14 protein-coding genes and 1 riboswitch are annotated in these 15,186 nt (G+C 39.0%); of the genes, 7 read left to right on the top strand and 7 right to left on the bottom strand.

Annotation, left to right across the window (positions count from 1 at the left end):
• Positions 1–12 precede the first annotated feature (12 nt).
• Positions 13–1,746, bottom strand: a complete 1,734-nt coding sequence (locus tag KJS37_RS07245; RefSeq protein WP_017369636.1) for an ABC transporter ATP-binding protein — start codon at positions 1,744–1,746, stop codon at positions 13–15.
• Between the two features lie 317 nt (positions 1,747–2,063).
• Here KJS37_RS07245 and KJS37_RS07240 point away from each other — a divergent pair, with 317 nt between their 5' ends.
• From KJS37_RS07240 to KJS37_RS07230, 3 genes are all read left to right on the top strand, one after another.
• Complete coding sequence (locus tag KJS37_RS07240; protein WP_213496623.1) at positions 2,064–3,278, top strand: cation diffusion facilitator family transporter; 1,215 nt, start codon at positions 2,064–2,066, stop codon at positions 3,276–3,278.
• Between the two features lies 1 nt (position 3,279).
• Positions 3,280–3,738 (top strand): MarR family transcriptional regulator, encoded by a 459-nt coding sequence (locus tag KJS37_RS07235; protein ID WP_165713520.1) that lies wholly within the window; start codon positions 3,280–3,282, stop codon positions 3,736–3,738.
• A gap of 96 nt (positions 3,739–3,834) precedes the next feature.
• A complete protein-coding gene (locus KJS37_RS07230) occupies positions 3,835–5,028 on the top strand; it encodes an MFS transporter (RefSeq protein ID WP_213496621.1) in 1,194 nt (397 codons plus the stop codon).
• Between the two features lie 10 nt (positions 5,029–5,038).
• On the opposite strand, the gene KJS37_RS07225 is transcribed toward KJS37_RS07230, so the two are convergent.
• Complete coding sequence (locus tag KJS37_RS07225) at positions 5,039–5,578, bottom strand: folate family ECF transporter S component (RefSeq protein ID WP_096369033.1); 540 nt, start codon at positions 5,576–5,578, stop codon at positions 5,039–5,041.
• Between the two features lie 43 nt (positions 5,579–5,621).
• A riboswitch (THF riboswitch) is annotated at positions 5,622–5,720 on the bottom strand.
• A gap of 158 nt (positions 5,721–5,878) precedes the next feature.
• A complete protein-coding gene (locus KJS37_RS07220; RefSeq protein WP_096369032.1) occupies positions 5,879–8,419 on the bottom strand; it encodes a M1 family metallopeptidase in 2,541 nt (846 codons plus the stop codon).
• 236 nt (positions 8,420–8,655) lie between these two features.
• Between KJS37_RS07220 and KJS37_RS07215 the strand changes: the two genes are divergently transcribed.
• Complete coding sequence (locus KJS37_RS07215; RefSeq protein ID WP_213496619.1) at positions 8,656–9,456, top strand: hypothetical protein; 801 nt, start codon at positions 8,656–8,658, stop codon at positions 9,454–9,456.
• Positions 9,457–9,465: 9 nt separating this feature from the next.
• A complete protein-coding gene (locus KJS37_RS07210) occupies positions 9,466–9,942 on the top strand; it encodes an effector binding domain-containing protein (protein WP_096369030.1) in 477 nt (158 codons plus the stop codon).
• A 33-nt stretch (positions 9,943–9,975) separates the two neighbouring features.
• Here the strand turns inward: KJS37_RS07210 and tsaD are convergent, their stop codons facing one another.
• From tsaD to tsaB, 4 genes are read right to left on the bottom strand one after another with little or no spacing between them, the layout of a single operon-like run.
• Entirely contained in the window at positions 9,976–10,995 is a 1,020-nt protein-coding gene (gene tsaD / locus KJS37_RS07205) for a tRNA (adenosine(37)-N6)-threonylcarbamoyltransferase complex transferase subunit TsaD (protein WP_096369029.1), read from the bottom strand.
• 1 nt (position 10,996) lies between these two features.
• A complete protein-coding gene (rimI, locus tag KJS37_RS07200) occupies positions 10,997–11,431 on the bottom strand; it encodes a ribosomal protein S18-alanine N-acetyltransferase (protein WP_096369028.1) in 435 nt (144 codons plus the stop codon).
• Complete coding sequence (gene rimI / locus KJS37_RS07195) at positions 11,421–11,957, bottom strand: ribosomal protein S18-alanine N-acetyltransferase (protein WP_213496693.1); 537 nt, start codon at positions 11,955–11,957, stop codon at positions 11,421–11,423. The genes rimI (KJS37_RS07200) and rimI (KJS37_RS07195) overlap by 11 nt, the downstream gene beginning before the upstream one ends.
• Entirely contained in the window at positions 11,941–12,651 is a 711-nt protein-coding gene (gene tsaB, locus KJS37_RS07190; protein WP_165713524.1) for a tRNA (adenosine(37)-N6)-threonylcarbamoyltransferase complex dimerization subunit type 1 TsaB, read from the bottom strand. Before tsaB ends, rimI (KJS37_RS07195) begins: the two co-directional genes overlap by 17 nt.
• 408 nt (positions 12,652–13,059) lie before the next feature.
• On the opposite strand from tsaB, the gene KJS37_RS07185 reads away from it, so the two are divergent.
• Positions 13,060–13,290, top strand: coding sequence for a DNA-directed RNA polymerase subunit epsilon (locus tag KJS37_RS07185; protein ID WP_017369648.1), 231 nt, complete (start codon positions 13,060–13,062; stop codon positions 13,288–13,290).
• 120 nt (positions 13,291–13,410) lie between these two features.
• Positions 13,411–15,099, top strand: coding sequence for a ribonuclease J1 (gene rnjA / locus KJS37_RS07180; RefSeq protein WP_014025424.1), 1,689 nt, complete (start codon positions 13,411–13,413; stop codon positions 15,097–15,099).
• Positions 15,100–15,186 lie beyond the last annotated feature (87 nt).

Here is a 15,186-nt window from a genome sequence, read left to right as displayed (position 1 = left end):
AACACTGAAAATTTAGTCCTCCTTTGCTTTCTGTGTATCATAGATTTCACGGTAAACGGCAGAGTTCTCAACGAGCTCTGCGTGTGTGCCTTGCGCCACAAGTTTACCTTCATCAAGGACAAGAATATTGTCCGCATGAACGACAGATGAAATCTTTTGAGCGATAATAATAGTTGTCGTATCTTTTAAGTCATTGCTCAAAGCTTCTTGTACTAGTTTTTCAGACTTAGCGTCAAGCGCTGATGTTGAGTCATCCAAGATAAGGACTTTCGGATCTTTGATAATACCACGTGTGATCGACATACGTTGTTTTTGACCACCTGAGAAGTTATTTCCACGTTCTTCAACCTGTGATTCATAATGCTCTGGTAGTTTTTCAATAAACTCTGCTGCCTGCGCAATGCTGGCTGCACGGCTCATTTGCTCCAAGGTCGCATCTGCTTTCCCTTGTTTTAGGTTGCCAGAAATTGTCCCAGAGAAAAGGATTGCTTTTTGCAAGACAATCGAAATCGTGTTTTTCAGAGTAGTTTTAGAAACATGGCGTAAATCTTTCCCACCAACGCTAACTGTGCCTTCAGTTGGGTCGAAAAGGCGTGGAATCAATTGAGCCAGGGTTGATTTACCAGAACCAGTTGCTCCGACAATACCAACCATTTGTCCAGGTTGAATTTCAAAACTGATGTCTTGTAATGTTGGATGTTCATCGTTAGGATAAGCAAAAGAGACATGATCAAACTTAACAGAACCACTAAGTTCCTCATCCGCAACATCTTCAAACTCCATCGCAGGCTCAGTTTTTAAAATTTCGTTAATACGTCCAATCGAAACAAAACCACGAGAGGCAAACATTGACATCATACCACCCATGATAATCGCCATCATGATTTGCATCATGTATTGGATAAAGGACATAATCCCACCAAGCGTATTGGCTGCGGTATTCAAATCACGTGTTACATAAGTAGAAACTAGTAAAATTGCGCCAAAAACAGCCAATTGTGAAATGATTGTAAATGCTGGAATCATTGCCGCAAAAGTATAACCTACAGCCATATTGTGTCCTAATAATTCATCAGATGTAGCATCAAATTTTTGGATTTGATCCTTTTCTTGAACAAAGGATTTAACGACACGGGCACCACGCAGGTTTTCTTTAGCTATTCCATTGATACGATCCATCAATTTTTGGAAGACCATAAAGTGAGGACCCATTGATTTCATTGATAACATCGTTACTAGGACAATAAGAACAACCATCACAATAATAATCCACCAGAGTTCTGGCATTGTTATAATGGACAAGATAAAGGCACCAATAAAGAGCAACGGTACTCGAATCAAGACTTGGAAAGTCATCATCAAAAGTGTTTGTACTTGGTTGATATCATTGGTCATACGAACAACAAGGTTGCCTGCATTAAACTTCTCAATATTTTCATAAGAGAACGTTTGAATTTTTCGGAAGGTTTCTTCACGAATATCCGCAGATACAGACTGAGCAATCTTTGCAGCAGTTACGGTGTTAAGGATTGAACCAATTAATCCCACAGCGGCTATAAGTAGAAGATACACCCCATAATGATTAATTTTATCGACCTTATCTGATATCGAAATAGATTCTGCCATAACACTCAAAATGTTCTTCATATATTGAGGCTGCCAAAGAGCAGCGCCAACTTGAAGAAGCATGGTAGCAAGGGCAGCGAAGACAAGCAATTTGTACTTGCCGATGGCTTTCATTACCATAAATAAAAAAGTTTCCTTTCATTTTCTTGTCAAAAATAACAAGAATAAATACGTTAGCTGAAAAATTATAACATTTAAGCATCTATTTTGCAATGCTAATAACTAACACTATTAGTCTTTTCTTTAGTTTATAACAGAAATAAACTAACAATTTAATTTTAACGTTTTTTTATAAGAGTGTCAATCATTTGCGACAGCTTATTTAAAGCAGAATGTAAGTTCAGAATCATCGGCTTTCAAGGATACAAACGTATTTTTGGGGGTGCTATTTGCTCCCTTAAAAGCACCTCTACTTCTTTTTTGTTATAATTAAGTTTATGAATAATAGCAAAATTTCACGCTCTCACAACCTTAAACTCGCCGAACGAGGCGTGTGGGTCAGTATAGCTGCTTATATATTTCTATCTCTTTTACAACTTGGAGTGGCACAAATCACAAATTCGGCCTCTCTCCTCGCAAACGGCTTTAATAATGTCACCGATATTTTGGGAAATATTGCTATCGTGATTGGTTTACGCATCGCACGCATCCCTTCTGATAACGACCATACATATGGCCACTGGAAGGTTGAATCAATCGCCAGTCTGATCTCTAGTTTCATCATGTTCTTTATCGGTTTTGAAGTACTACGCCAGACAATCGTTGGTTTTATAGAAGGAAGTTCCACTGAAATCAACCCTGTTGGTGCTGCAGTGGCTTTATTTTCTGCTTTTGTGATGATTGCCGTTTACCTCTACTCTAGCCGTTTAGCAAAAAAAACTCAATCGAAAGCACTTGAAGCCTCCAGCAAAGATAATCTTAGTGATGCACTGACCTCCCTGGGTACAACTGTCGCCATTGTGGCAGCAGCTTTACATTGGATATGGCTCGACCGTATTATGGCTCTTGTTATCTGCGGTTTCATCCTTAAAACTGCTTATGATATTTTCCGCGACAGTGTTTTTTCACTCTCTGATGGTTTTGATGACAATCTTTTAGCAGATTATAAAGAAGCGATTGAGCTCGTAAACAAAGTCAAGTCTGTAAAGATGATTCGGGGGCGTACCTATGGCAGTAATATCTTTCTAGATGTAGTTGTTGAGATGTCCCGCGATCTTTCTGTCTATGAAAGCCATGCTGCTACCGAAAAAATAGAACGCATGCTCATGGCTGGTTTTGATGTTTATGATGTTGATGTCCATGTCGAACCCGCTGCGTTACCTGAAGAAGAACACTTTGCTTCACGTGCATTAGAGCTTTTGCCCAAAGAAGAGGCCCTTCTCAACGGTAAACATCTTGATCAACTTTTAGCACCACAATTTCAAGCTATTACGACAAAGGGTAAAATTATTCAGCAGGAAGAATATATGGCAGGTGCTGTTGAAACAGAAGATTTAGCCATTAAAAATTACCAAGCAGAGCAAGTCAGCAAAAAAACATTTATCCTCACCTATCATTACTTAGATAATCAAAAAAGTTACACTGTATCAAGTATCTGGCGCAGAAATGAATATTGGCGTTGCATTTATCGTCAAGTGACAGGAGAAAGCTAGTATGAAACAACAAGAAGAAATTATGCTGAGCCTTACAGATCTCTTTAATAAAATGGATCAACTTCGAAAACCTCAAATGGTCGAAAAATTCAAAGGCTATTCATTTTTGGAAATCGCCTGCATTGAGTTCATTGCCAAGCTTAATAACCCAAATGTCACACGGCTGGCAGAAGAGCTATATGTCACTCGAGGTGCAATTAGTAAAGCAACAAAAAAACTCCTCCAAAAGCAAGACATTATAACATTTAGAAATCCCAACAACAACAAAGAGATTTATTTTAAACTGACTTCAAAAGGAAGGAAAATAAATCAGCAGCACGAGGATCTTCACAAAGCTTTTCTACTCAATGATCAAGCAGTCTTTGATTCCTTCAGCTCTGAAAAATTAGAATCGATACTAGAGTTTACTCAACTTTACAATCAACACCTTGATAAAGAACTCCGTAACAACTCCATATAGCATGGGGTTGTTTTTCTTAATTTATTTTTTGTTGACAAAGAAACAATAATAAGTTATACTTTTATAGTTTCCGGGGAAACATTAATGAGGAGTTATATGTATACACTAAATAAACACGCATTGAGTTTTGGCTTATTTTCCGTTTTTCTTACAGGCCTTGGCTTTACCATTATCAATCCTGTGGTTCCTTTTTTACTGGAGCCCTATACCTCATCACAAAATCAACCCTTAGTCATCAGTTTCTTGACCTCTATTTATGCCTTATGCACTTTTCTTGCAGCCCCAGTTCTAGGAACATTGAGTGATTGCTATGGCCGTAAACCGATTTTACTTTTCTGCTTGCTTGGCTCTGCCTTGGGTTATCTCATCTTTGGTATGGCTGGAGCACTGTGGCTCTTTTTCCTTGGCCGTATCATCGATGGTATTTCCGGAGGAAACATTGCCACTTTATTTGCCTACTTTTCCGATATTACGCCAGCTGCTTCCCGCACTAAAATATTCGGATGGATTTCTGCCCTTGTTGGAGTTGGAACATTGTTAGGTCCAACTTTTGGAGGACTGTTAGCTCATTATGGTAACCGCGTTCCCTTTTATTTTGCTGCTGTTCTCAGCTTATTTAATCTCTTCTACGGTATTTTCTTTATGCCTGAAAGTCTTTCACCAAAAGAAAGACTTGTTAAGCTAGATCCACATCAGCTTTATCCCTTTGCACCTCTCAAAAACTTATTTGAGATAAAACAACTGAACCGGTTATTTCTAGCTGCACTGTTGTTGTGGTTGCCAAATGGTGCATTACAAGCTATTGTTGCTCAGTTTTCTTTAGACAACTTCTCTTGGCAACCGGTGCAAATTGGTCTTCTATTTTCTATTATGGGACTTCAAGATATTTTTAGCCAGGCGCTCATTATGCCTTTTCTATTAAAAAAATTGACGGACCAATACATCATTAAATGTGCGATAGTTGCGGAACTCTTTGGCTATATTTTTATGGCTGTCTCTGCCTTTACCCTGCATCCTTTCTATTTTGTAATTGGTATTTTTATCTACGGTTTTGGTGATTCTATTTTTGCCCCACCATTCAATGGAACTCTTTCTAAATCAGTCGCTGAACACCAACAAGGACAGATTCAAGGGAGTAGCCAAGCTTTGCAAGCACTAACGCGTATTTTAGGTCCTATTATTGGTGGACAACTTTATGTTCTCTTCGGCTCCTCGGCTCCTGCCTGCATGGGAGTTATCCTGTTAATCTTTGCTCTGACAATTTTCAAAACAAAAAACCGTCAAAAATGACGGTTTTCTTTTATGTTTTTAGACGCCTCATAATCTGCGGTAAACGTTGAATATTATCAAATACCAACATGAAAATAACCGTTCTTATAGGAATCTGTACAAGCAAAGGAAGTCGCGTAGCTAAGAGAACCTTAAAAGGTGTCTGATACATGAGCGAAAGCCAAAAAGTATTAAGTAACACGGTTTGAAGAAGCATTGTTACACTTACAACAGCTAAAATGTAGAGCCAATCTTTACCTCGTGTTAGACTGAACTTCTTGTTATAAAAAGCCCAACCATAGATAAAGCCGACTAAAGCTGCTGTTATAGTCATACCTGGCGAGGAAATACTTCCTCGGAACAAAACGCCAAATATATCACCCAGCCCTAAAGCTAAACCTGCCCATAAAGGGCCAACAAAGAAGCCAATCAAACCATCAGCAATAAATCCTGGCGATAACTTCCAAAAACTGCTCCCAAAAGTAAAAGAACGTAAAATGATGGACAATGCCAGCAAAATCGCCAAAAAAACAAGCTGTATGAGTGACAGCTTCACAGTAAATCTTTTCATATAGTACCTCCCAAGGATCTGGTGAGTAACTGATTATATGAGAATCAGCGGATGCAAGCCTCTACCGCACTTGAAAAACTCAAGTTTCGTCTGTGAACGACATCCCATTTCACAGCACTTAACGCATTGGCCCTACTCTGTTAATTTTTTTACTTTTATAGTTTACCACATACCTTGTTCAGATAATTCTCAATTTCAAGGCTTTTCTTTTACATTGGGTTTTAGATGTTTACAGAAGTTTTCTATAGAGAAAAAAACCTCTTAGAATTCAGCGCTTTCTGATTTCTAAGAAGTCTTTTTTTACAATTCTTTTTCTACATCTACGATGGCAGCTTCAACTGCACTCTTTTGATTATTAATCAATGATACACGCGCATCAATTTGTTTAATGGCCATCTCGATTGAACGTTTAAGCCCTGGGTTACTCAATTTTGGTTCAAAGAAAGCTTTATATTCTTCAAACTTTTCGGCTGTCTTAAAGACATTACCTGGATAGATGACAAACTTATCATAGCTCATATCACCCCCAAGTTTTTCGGCAATCCAATCCCAGTTTTCTTGCTCCCAAGTCCATGCAGCATCTTGAGCAAAGTCTTTGGCTAAGAGGTAGAACCAAGAGAATGCAATATCTTGTGGTTTAACAATATCCGCATTTTTGAAATCTTCCAAGAGTCCTTTAATTGCTGCTTCATCACGGACATTGGCTACAGCTGCAGCTAATTCACGTTTTAGTTCTTGGAGGCTTGTTTTCACATAAGTATCCATATAAGAAGCTACAAGTTCCGCAGAATTACTTGTTTTAATTTCGTTATTCAAGACAATTGGACGAATATCTGCAGGAATAGTTGCCACATTGTCTTTATGCGCTGCGTAAATCTCACTTGCTTTTTCTACTGCTTCAGGATTTTCAGAGTAGAGTGTACGTGAGAGCACTGTGCCACGTAAAGTTTCATCTCCAGCTGATTCACCAGCTTTTTTCTCCCATCCCAAACGTGCATAGTTTTTAGCAAAAACTTTACCTACAAGTGATTTGTATGATTTTTCTGTAGTTGATTCATCGTCAATAAAGATGTCTAATTCACTAAAAATTTGGTTGAGCGCTTGATTGACAATATAGCTTTCTTCATTAGCAAAGGCAGGTAAGATTTTCACAACATCAGCGTAACTGATAACCTCACCTTTGGCAAGATACTTACGGTCTTGAAGAATTTGGAATTTCGTAATATCTTCAAGTTTTGTAAGGTTGGCCACAAGATTATCTAAAAGTTCACCTTTATAATCAATAATATAATGTGCTGCATGTGCTTCATTGAAGAAGAGCGGTTGACCTTCATTCTCAGTTTTAAGTGCCGCATATCCTGGAATTTCAACTTTTTCCGTAGTCAATGTATCTGGCAAACCTTTCCAGTTTGTATTCAATGGAATTTGCCACAAACGTCCTTTATCTTCACCTTTACCAATGAAGAATTGTTGTTGGCTTAAAACAAGCGTATCATCCACAACTTCCGCAGTCAAGACAGGATAACCTGGTTGGTTTACCCACGAATGCATAAATTCACCTACATTTTTACCTGATGTACTTGAGAGTGCATCCCAAAGATCATCACCTACGGTATTGCCGTATTGGTGCGTTTCAAAGTATTTGCGTAATCCTGCAGAGAAGTCTTCATCACCCAACCATTTACGTAGCATGACCATCAAGCGTGAGCCCTTAGCATAGACAATAGCAGCATCAAAGAGTGTGCCAATTTCGTCAGGATGGTTAACATCCACGTGAACAGATTGAACACCATCTGTAGCATCACGATCTAAAGCAAGGCTGGCTTCCTTAACAGAGAAGCTTTCCCAAACCTTCCAATCAGGTTCGATGGCATCAATGGCCACATATTCCATATTGTTGGCAAATGATTCATTGAGCCACAAGTCATCCCACCAGCGCATTGTCACCAAATCACCAAACCATTGATGCGCCAACTCATGCGCAATAACTGTTGCTACATACTGTTTGCTGGCAACTGTAGCATTTTCTGGGTCAACTAGCATGCAGACTTCACGATAAGTGATACAGCCCCAGTTTTCCATAGCACCCGCTGAGAAGTCAGGTAGTGCAACATGCCAGCTGTGTGGCAATGGGTAAGGTGTTTTATAGTAGTCTTCGTAAAATTCAATGGAACGAATCGCGATATCTAAAGGAAAATCTAAGACAGCTTCAGAATGTGCTTTCGTTGAGAAAGTACCTACTTCTACACCAGATTTTGTACGTCCTTTTTTATACTGCATATCTCCAAAGACAAAAGCAAGAAGATAAGAACTCATACGAACTGTACGTTCAAAGACGTGAATCCCTTCGATATTGAGAAGTTCTGGCATATTGGAAATGATAATATCACCTGGTTCTTCATCAAATTTAACTGACAGGTCAAAAGTAGCCTTAGCTTCTGGTTCATCAATTGATGGGAAAGCTTGACGGGCAAAATGCGATTCAAATTGGGTACCGATAAGCATTTTCTTCTCACCATTTACTTCGTAATATGAAGGGTAAATTCCCATCATATTATCTGTGATTTTACCTTCATATTCAAACGAAACAGTCACTTGACCTTTTTGGCCAACTTTAACTGTAAGTTCTTCGTTGGCATTATCCACAGTAAAATCTGCTTCAACACTAAAAGCAGAAACTTTAGTAATGTTCAAATCTTTTTGGTGGAAATAAATGGTCTCAGCTTTAGCTTCACCTTTGATCGCTACCTGACCTTTAAAAGTCTTTGATTTGCGGTCAATATCAAGGAAAATTTTATAATTTTCTGGTACAAATGTTTCAATTAAACGTTTTACTGCCATAATGTTGTTCGCTTCCTTTTTCGTTAGTTTACTTAATTATAGCAAATTGTTTAGAAAATTTCGAGAAAAGCTTTGCTTTCCCACATTTAATTTTTAAAGGTGCTTACGTAAATTATTAAATAGACTATTTTTCATTTGTATCAAAAAAATTTGCTTAAATAAGTAGAATTTCTTTGACAAGATAAAGTATATTCAAAAAAAGATGAAAAAATAGACTTTTCTGTTAAAATAAAGTTATGAAAAAAACAAAGTTTTCAGTAACGATTGATGAAAAGGGAAAGCTCCTTCTTGAGCTTTCTTCTGGTGCCACGATCCGTATCTTTGAGAGTAATAATAGTCGTTTTGCCCTCAAACAAGGCGAAATATTTTTTCTAACGAAAAAAAGCCAGATTATTATGATTGCTGCCGATAAAAAAATAATCCCTAAGGTGGAATTTGATAAAGTTATTGTCCTTGATCCTAAGGCATATGAAATAGACACTGCCTATCTTGAAGCTTTTCTCCTCGACAAAGCTCAAGAAGCTTCTATGAAGTTAGCCGTCTTTCCTGAAAGGATTAAACTCCCCTCGAATGTCTACACCCTCTGTAGTAAGGCTGCTGATGAATTTTTGCCTAGCCTTGAAGCGTTCGGTTTTAAACTCGCAAAGAAGAAAGCTTTTTCCGCTAAAGCGCAACACCGCTGGAAAAAGGCTATCTCAGATATTCCATTTCATATTAAACATGAAGGAACATCAGGCACAGTCATCTGGCAAAAATCTACCGAAATGCGTCTGCTTGCAGGTGCAAAAATGCTGCCTAATGATGCAGCGCCTAAAAGGGTCGATGGTACGCTTGGCTTCACTGCAAAATTTGCGTTAAACCTTAGGGAAGAAAACAAAGAAAAATTTAATCCTGAAACTTGGACCACCACTGAAGACATTATCCTACGTTCTGTCAACGAACTCGGTCATTTTCTCTACTTTGCTGGAACAAACAGTTGGTTAGAAATGTTTGATGAAGAAGGCCGTTCAATCCATGAACTAAGCGTCGTTAATTAAGGAGCGATTATGATTGATTATACTCTTGAGCATAAAAACTCTTTTATCCTATCGGCATATGGTTTTCCTATTCAAGCTTCACTGCAAGACTATCACTCTTTAGCCCTTGAAAGAGAAGTATTTGAGACCAGTCTGCAAAAAAATGGTCGTTTAGCAAAACTCAAAAAAAGCGCTAAAAACGAGCGTGAGTGGTCTGTTCATACGGATTACCTCGGAAAACCTTGGAATTATTTTGCAGTGGAAAGCCGAAAGGGATTAAAGGAGGATTGTCGTTTACTTAAATTTCCTGAAAATGACTATATCGTGATTGCTGATACAGCAGATAAAGGAAAAATCTTTGAACATCTGTCTTATCAAGCTTTTCGTAAAATCCTTCCTAAAGTTGTAGATTACGCTTATCTTGGTGGTCCACATCTTGCTTATCGACAAGAGCGAGCTGATGGCAGCTATTACGGCGAAATTTGGTTGCCTGTCGTAAAAAAATAAAAACACTCAGAAGTATTCTGAGTGTTTTTATGCTCAAATATCACCAAATACAAGACTAGGGCGCGCATTAAGTGACAAATCCGCGAACTGTTCTTTTTCTAGCTCGACAGTTGCCGCAGCAGCAATCATCCCAGCATTATCACCACATAGGCGAAGAGGTGGCAAAATAACTTTAATATCCTTCATATCAGTTGCAAGGCGCTCACGTAATCCTTGATTAGCAGATACACCTCCACCAACGATTAAGGTTTTGGCCGGGTATTGTTCAAGTGCGCGTTTTGTTTTCGCAATCAAGACATCGACTACTGCTGCTTGAAAGCTGGCCGCCAAATTTTCTAAATCAGTCGCTACTAAATCTTGCCCTTGCTGTTTTGCATTATGAACAAGATTGATAAATGCCGATTTAAGACCGCTAAAAGACATTTCCAAACCATCTGCTGCAGTCATCATTGCACGTGGAAAAGCATAAGTATCCTCTCCTTTATGTGCCAACTCATCAATTTCCTTACCTGAAGGATAAGTTAATCCCATGACACGGCCGACTTTATCGTAGGCTTCCCCTGCTGCATCATCCCGTGTTTCACCAATTTTTTTGTAGTTTCCCTCAGATTCTACATAAACTAACTCCGTATGGCCACCACTGACTAAAAGAGCCATGGCTGGATATTCAATGGTATCCACCAAAGCTGCAGCCATAAGATGACCAGCCATATGATTAACGGGGATTAATGGGAGCTTGTTGGCCCAGGCAAAAGTTTTAGCGGCCATGATACCCACAAGTAAAGCCCCAACAAGTCCTGGACCTTCTGTTACAGCTACAGCTGAGAGTTCTTTTGCAGTAATTCCAGCTTGCTCTAGAGCTTCGTCAATACAAGCAGTAATTTGTTCCACGTGATGTCGGCTAGCCACCTCAGGGACTACTCCGCCAAAACGTTTATGGCTATTGACCTGACTTGCGATAACATTAGAGAGAAGTTCTGTGCCATTTTTCAAAACGGCGACAGATGTCTCATCACAAGAGGTTTCGAAAGCTAGTATATATTTATCATTCATTTTATTGTATCTTCCTCATTAGAATCGCATCTTCTGTCGGGTGCGAATAGTAGTTTTTTCGGGTATAAAAAGCCTCGAAATTATATTTTTTATAGAGATTTTGCGCCAGTTTGTTGGATTTCCTTACTTCTAAAAAAAGGGTACCAGAAAAGTTATTGATTTGATCCATTAAGGCACTTGCTATTTTTTTGCTTCGAAATTCTGGCTTCACTGCAAGATTGGTAATCTCCATTTCTTCCATGACCACTTGAACTGCTAGAAAACCAACAATCTCATCATCTACTTCTGCTAGAAAATAGACATCCCTTTTCAGATTACTAAGGAGATAAACTTCAGACCAAGGTGACTCTCCATAACAAAGGTCTAGAATTTCTTTTAGTTTAAGAGCTATGTCCCGCGTATCTAACCTTGCAGAATCAAATCGTTTAATTTTCATGTTCAGTTCTCAACTGTCTCGACATCCATACAGCATCGCCACCATCCTCATAATAGTGAGAAATCAGCTTTCCTGTTGAAAAACCTAAACGGCGGTAAAGCCCTTGGGCTTTTGTATTATCCCGACGCACTTCAAGCGTCATCTGTTGCTTACCAAGAAGTGTCATCAGACGAATCATTTGATTGACGAGATTACTCCCAACTCCTTTTCCTTGATAGTCTACAGCAACTGCAAGATTCGTGATATGTACGACTTTCCCGCGTTCAGTAAGACGGATTCCAATGAAACCAATAAGTTTACTATTAACTACTGCCGAAACAAAGAAAGCATTCTCATCTTGAACAATCTCGTGCTCAAAATGCGAAAAAGTCCACGGAACTTCTCCATCATAGACATCACGCTCAATCGCGAGCATGTCTACAATATCTTTACGCTCTGCCAAGCGATAATCTACACCCTCAATATTTGACTTAAAATCTACCTCATCCATATTCAGATAGCGACGCGGTTCAAATCCTTTGAACATATTCGCCAGTAGCGTTTTCAGATTCTTCATGTGTCTCCAACCATTTCTCTTCTGCTTCAACTTTTTTCAAATAATTTGGAGCAAAGCCATGAACCGCTACAGGTTCTAGTTTTTTTCCAAATAGAGCGATTTGATAAGCTGAAGGTAGTTTATCTAAACTGTCTTCAATAATTTCAAAATTTGTAAATCCTGCAGCCTCAATCTCAGTCACAAAGTTTTCTGTTTCACCTGTAAACACAAGCGGAAGATCCTTGTCTAAGTGGGCTAAGAATTCGTGAAAGACACAATGCTGTCCGGGAACAATTTCTTCCTCCCCTTGGTAAAGAGCAGCGTAGGCATTACCACGACGCGCATCCATCACAGGAACAATAGCTCGATCTGTTTTCAGTCTTCTCGCAATAGCAAAAAGACTTGAAACACCAACAATTTCCTTATTTAAACTGTAGGCAAGTGTCTTTCCGACAGTTGCTGCCAAGCGCAAACCAGTATAAGATCCAGGGCCTTGAGCTACGACAATACGATCAAGTTCACTCGCTTCTACTGCGGATTGGTGCATCAGAAAGTCAACAGATGTCATCAGAGTAGTGCTATGATTTTTCTTTAAATTTAGAGTAATCTCTCCCAACAAAACATCATTATCGACAAGTGCCACAGACAAGGCCTTACTCGAACTGTCAAAAGCTAAAATTTTCACGAGATTATATTCTCCATTCTTCTTGTTTTATTATACCCTAATACTTGCAGCTTGATAGGCATTTTTAAACTTATCGCTTACGCAAGTCAGCCCAAAGCATACAGCTCTTTTTTAACATCTAGAAGTATACGATAGCATCTATTATAACATTTTTTATATGTCTTGAAATTTTTCGATTTGCTATTTTAAATTTTTATTTAGTTATGACAAAGTAGTACCATTAATTTTGCTTAATTTTTTGTCTGTCTTTTACTTCTTTGAAAAAGCTTTTCTTGCTGTAAATGCTTTGGCTCTATAAACCTTTACTTTTCATTATTCCCATTTTATGCTAAAATGGAAGTAACTGTAAAACTGAAACACTCGGAAACAAAAGAAAGGAAGGCGAATTTTTATTCGCTCAAATATAATATGATTTTCAAAGCATTTTACCAAGAAGACAAAACTCGTTCACCACGTCGTGAAACAACCAAGGTTCTCTACCTTGACCTCGATGTTACAGATACACGTGAAGGTGTTATCTTAGCACGCGAACTTTTGGCTGCAAACACAGACTATCACGTTGAATTTATCGATTCACTATCAGACGAAGCCGTTGAATATGAAAAAGAAAACGGTGGCCTTGAAATTACAAGCTTTTAATTAAAAGAAGATGCTTGCAACCCGCATCATCAAAAGATTTACTGCAAAACACTTTAGAAAGGGACGAAAGTCACAACTCTAAAGTGATTTTGTCATACAAATATGTATAGAAAGAAAACAATGATTAAACCATTAAAAATTAACTCCGAAGAAGTCGCAGTTTACGCCATTGGCGGACTGGGCGAAATCGGTAAAAACACCTATGGTGTCGAATATCAAGATGAAATTATCATCATCGACGCCGGTATAAAATTCCCAGAAGATGACCTCTTGGGTGTCGATTATGTTATCCCTGATTATAGTTACATTGTCGAAAATATCGATCGTATCAAGGGTCTCTTCATTACCCACGGACATGAAGACCACATCGGTGGTATCCCTTTTTTGCTTAAGCAGGCCAATATCCCTATCTATGCAGGTCCTTTGTCCCTTGCTTTAATTCGTGGAAAATTGGAAGAACATGGTCTTTTGCGTGATGCAAAACTCTTTGAAATCCATGCAGATAGCGAAATTAAGTTTAACAACTTAAGTGTTAACTTCTTCCGCACAACCCACTCCATTCCAGAACCTTTGGGAATTGTTGTTGAAACACCTCAAGGTAAGGTTGTAGCTACAGGTGACTTCAAGTTTGACTTTACACCCGTTGGTGAACCTGCTGACTTGCACCGCATGGCCGCTCTTGGTGAAGAAGGCGTTTTGCTTCTTCTCTCAGACTCAACCAATGCCGAAATTCCAATTTTCTCTCACTCTGAAAAAGTTGTTGGTCAAAACATCATGAAGATTTTTGAGCGCATTGAAGGACGCATTATTTTCGCCTCTTTTGCTTCAAATATTTTCCGTTTACAACAAGCTGTTGATGGCGCTGTGAAAACTGGACGCAAGATTGTTGTCTTCGGTCGCTCTATGGAAAAAGCTATCGTTAACGGCCTTGAACTTGGATATATTAAAGCCCCTAAAGGGACTTTCATTGAGCCAAATGAAGTAAATCAATACAATTCAAGTGAACTGCTCATTATGTGTACAGGTTCTCAAGGTGAGCCAATGGCTGCTCTAAGCCGTATCGCCAATGGTATGCACCGCCATATCACACTGCAAATGGGAGACACCGTTGTCTTCTCATCTAATGCAATCCCTGGTAACACACATGGTGTAAACCAGTTGGCCAACACAATCACTGAAGCTGGCGCAACCGTAGTTTATGGTAAGATGAATAACATTCACACTTCCGGTCATGGAGGTCAACAGGAACAAAAATTAATGCTCCGTTTGATTAAACCAAAATACTTCATGCCTGTTCATGGTGAGTACCGTATGTTAAAAATTCATGCGGGACTTGCCCAGGATACTGGTGTCCCTAAAGAAAATTGTTTCATTTTTGAAAATGGTGATGTTCTTGCCCTAACTGCTGATTCAGCACGTTATGCTGATCATTTCCCTGCTGCGGATACTTATGTTGACGGTTCAGGTATTGGTGATGTCGGTAATGCAGTGCTTCATGACCGTCATGAGCTTGCTGAAGATGGTATTGTCCTGGCTGTTGCCACTGTAGATTTCAAAAATAAAACAGTCCTTGCAGGCCCTGATATGTTAAGCCGTGGATTTATCTACATGCGAGAGTCTGGGGATTTAATCCGTAACGGTCAGCGTGTACTTTTCAACGCTATCCGTGAAGCCATGCTCAATACAGAAAATGTTAACGAAGCTGTCGTTGCACGCGCGATGCGTGAAGCACTGGCTCCTTTCCTCTATAAGCAAACTGAACGTCGTCCACTCATCGTTCCGATGATTATGACACCTGATGAAAAATAATACAAAAACCACATCAGAAGATGTGGTTTTTTATTTGCTATTCTAGGCGCATTAAGCTTATTTTCAGTTATTTTACTATAATTAAGG

The sequence above is a fragment of the Lactococcus formosensis genome (genome assembly GCF_018403745.1).
Taxonomy (GTDB): Bacteria; Bacillota; Bacilli; order Lactobacillales; family Streptococcaceae; genus Lactococcus; species Lactococcus formosensis.
The sequence above is the reverse complement of the archived record's forward strand: the minus strand, read 5'-3'. Positions and strand labels throughout refer to the sequence as shown.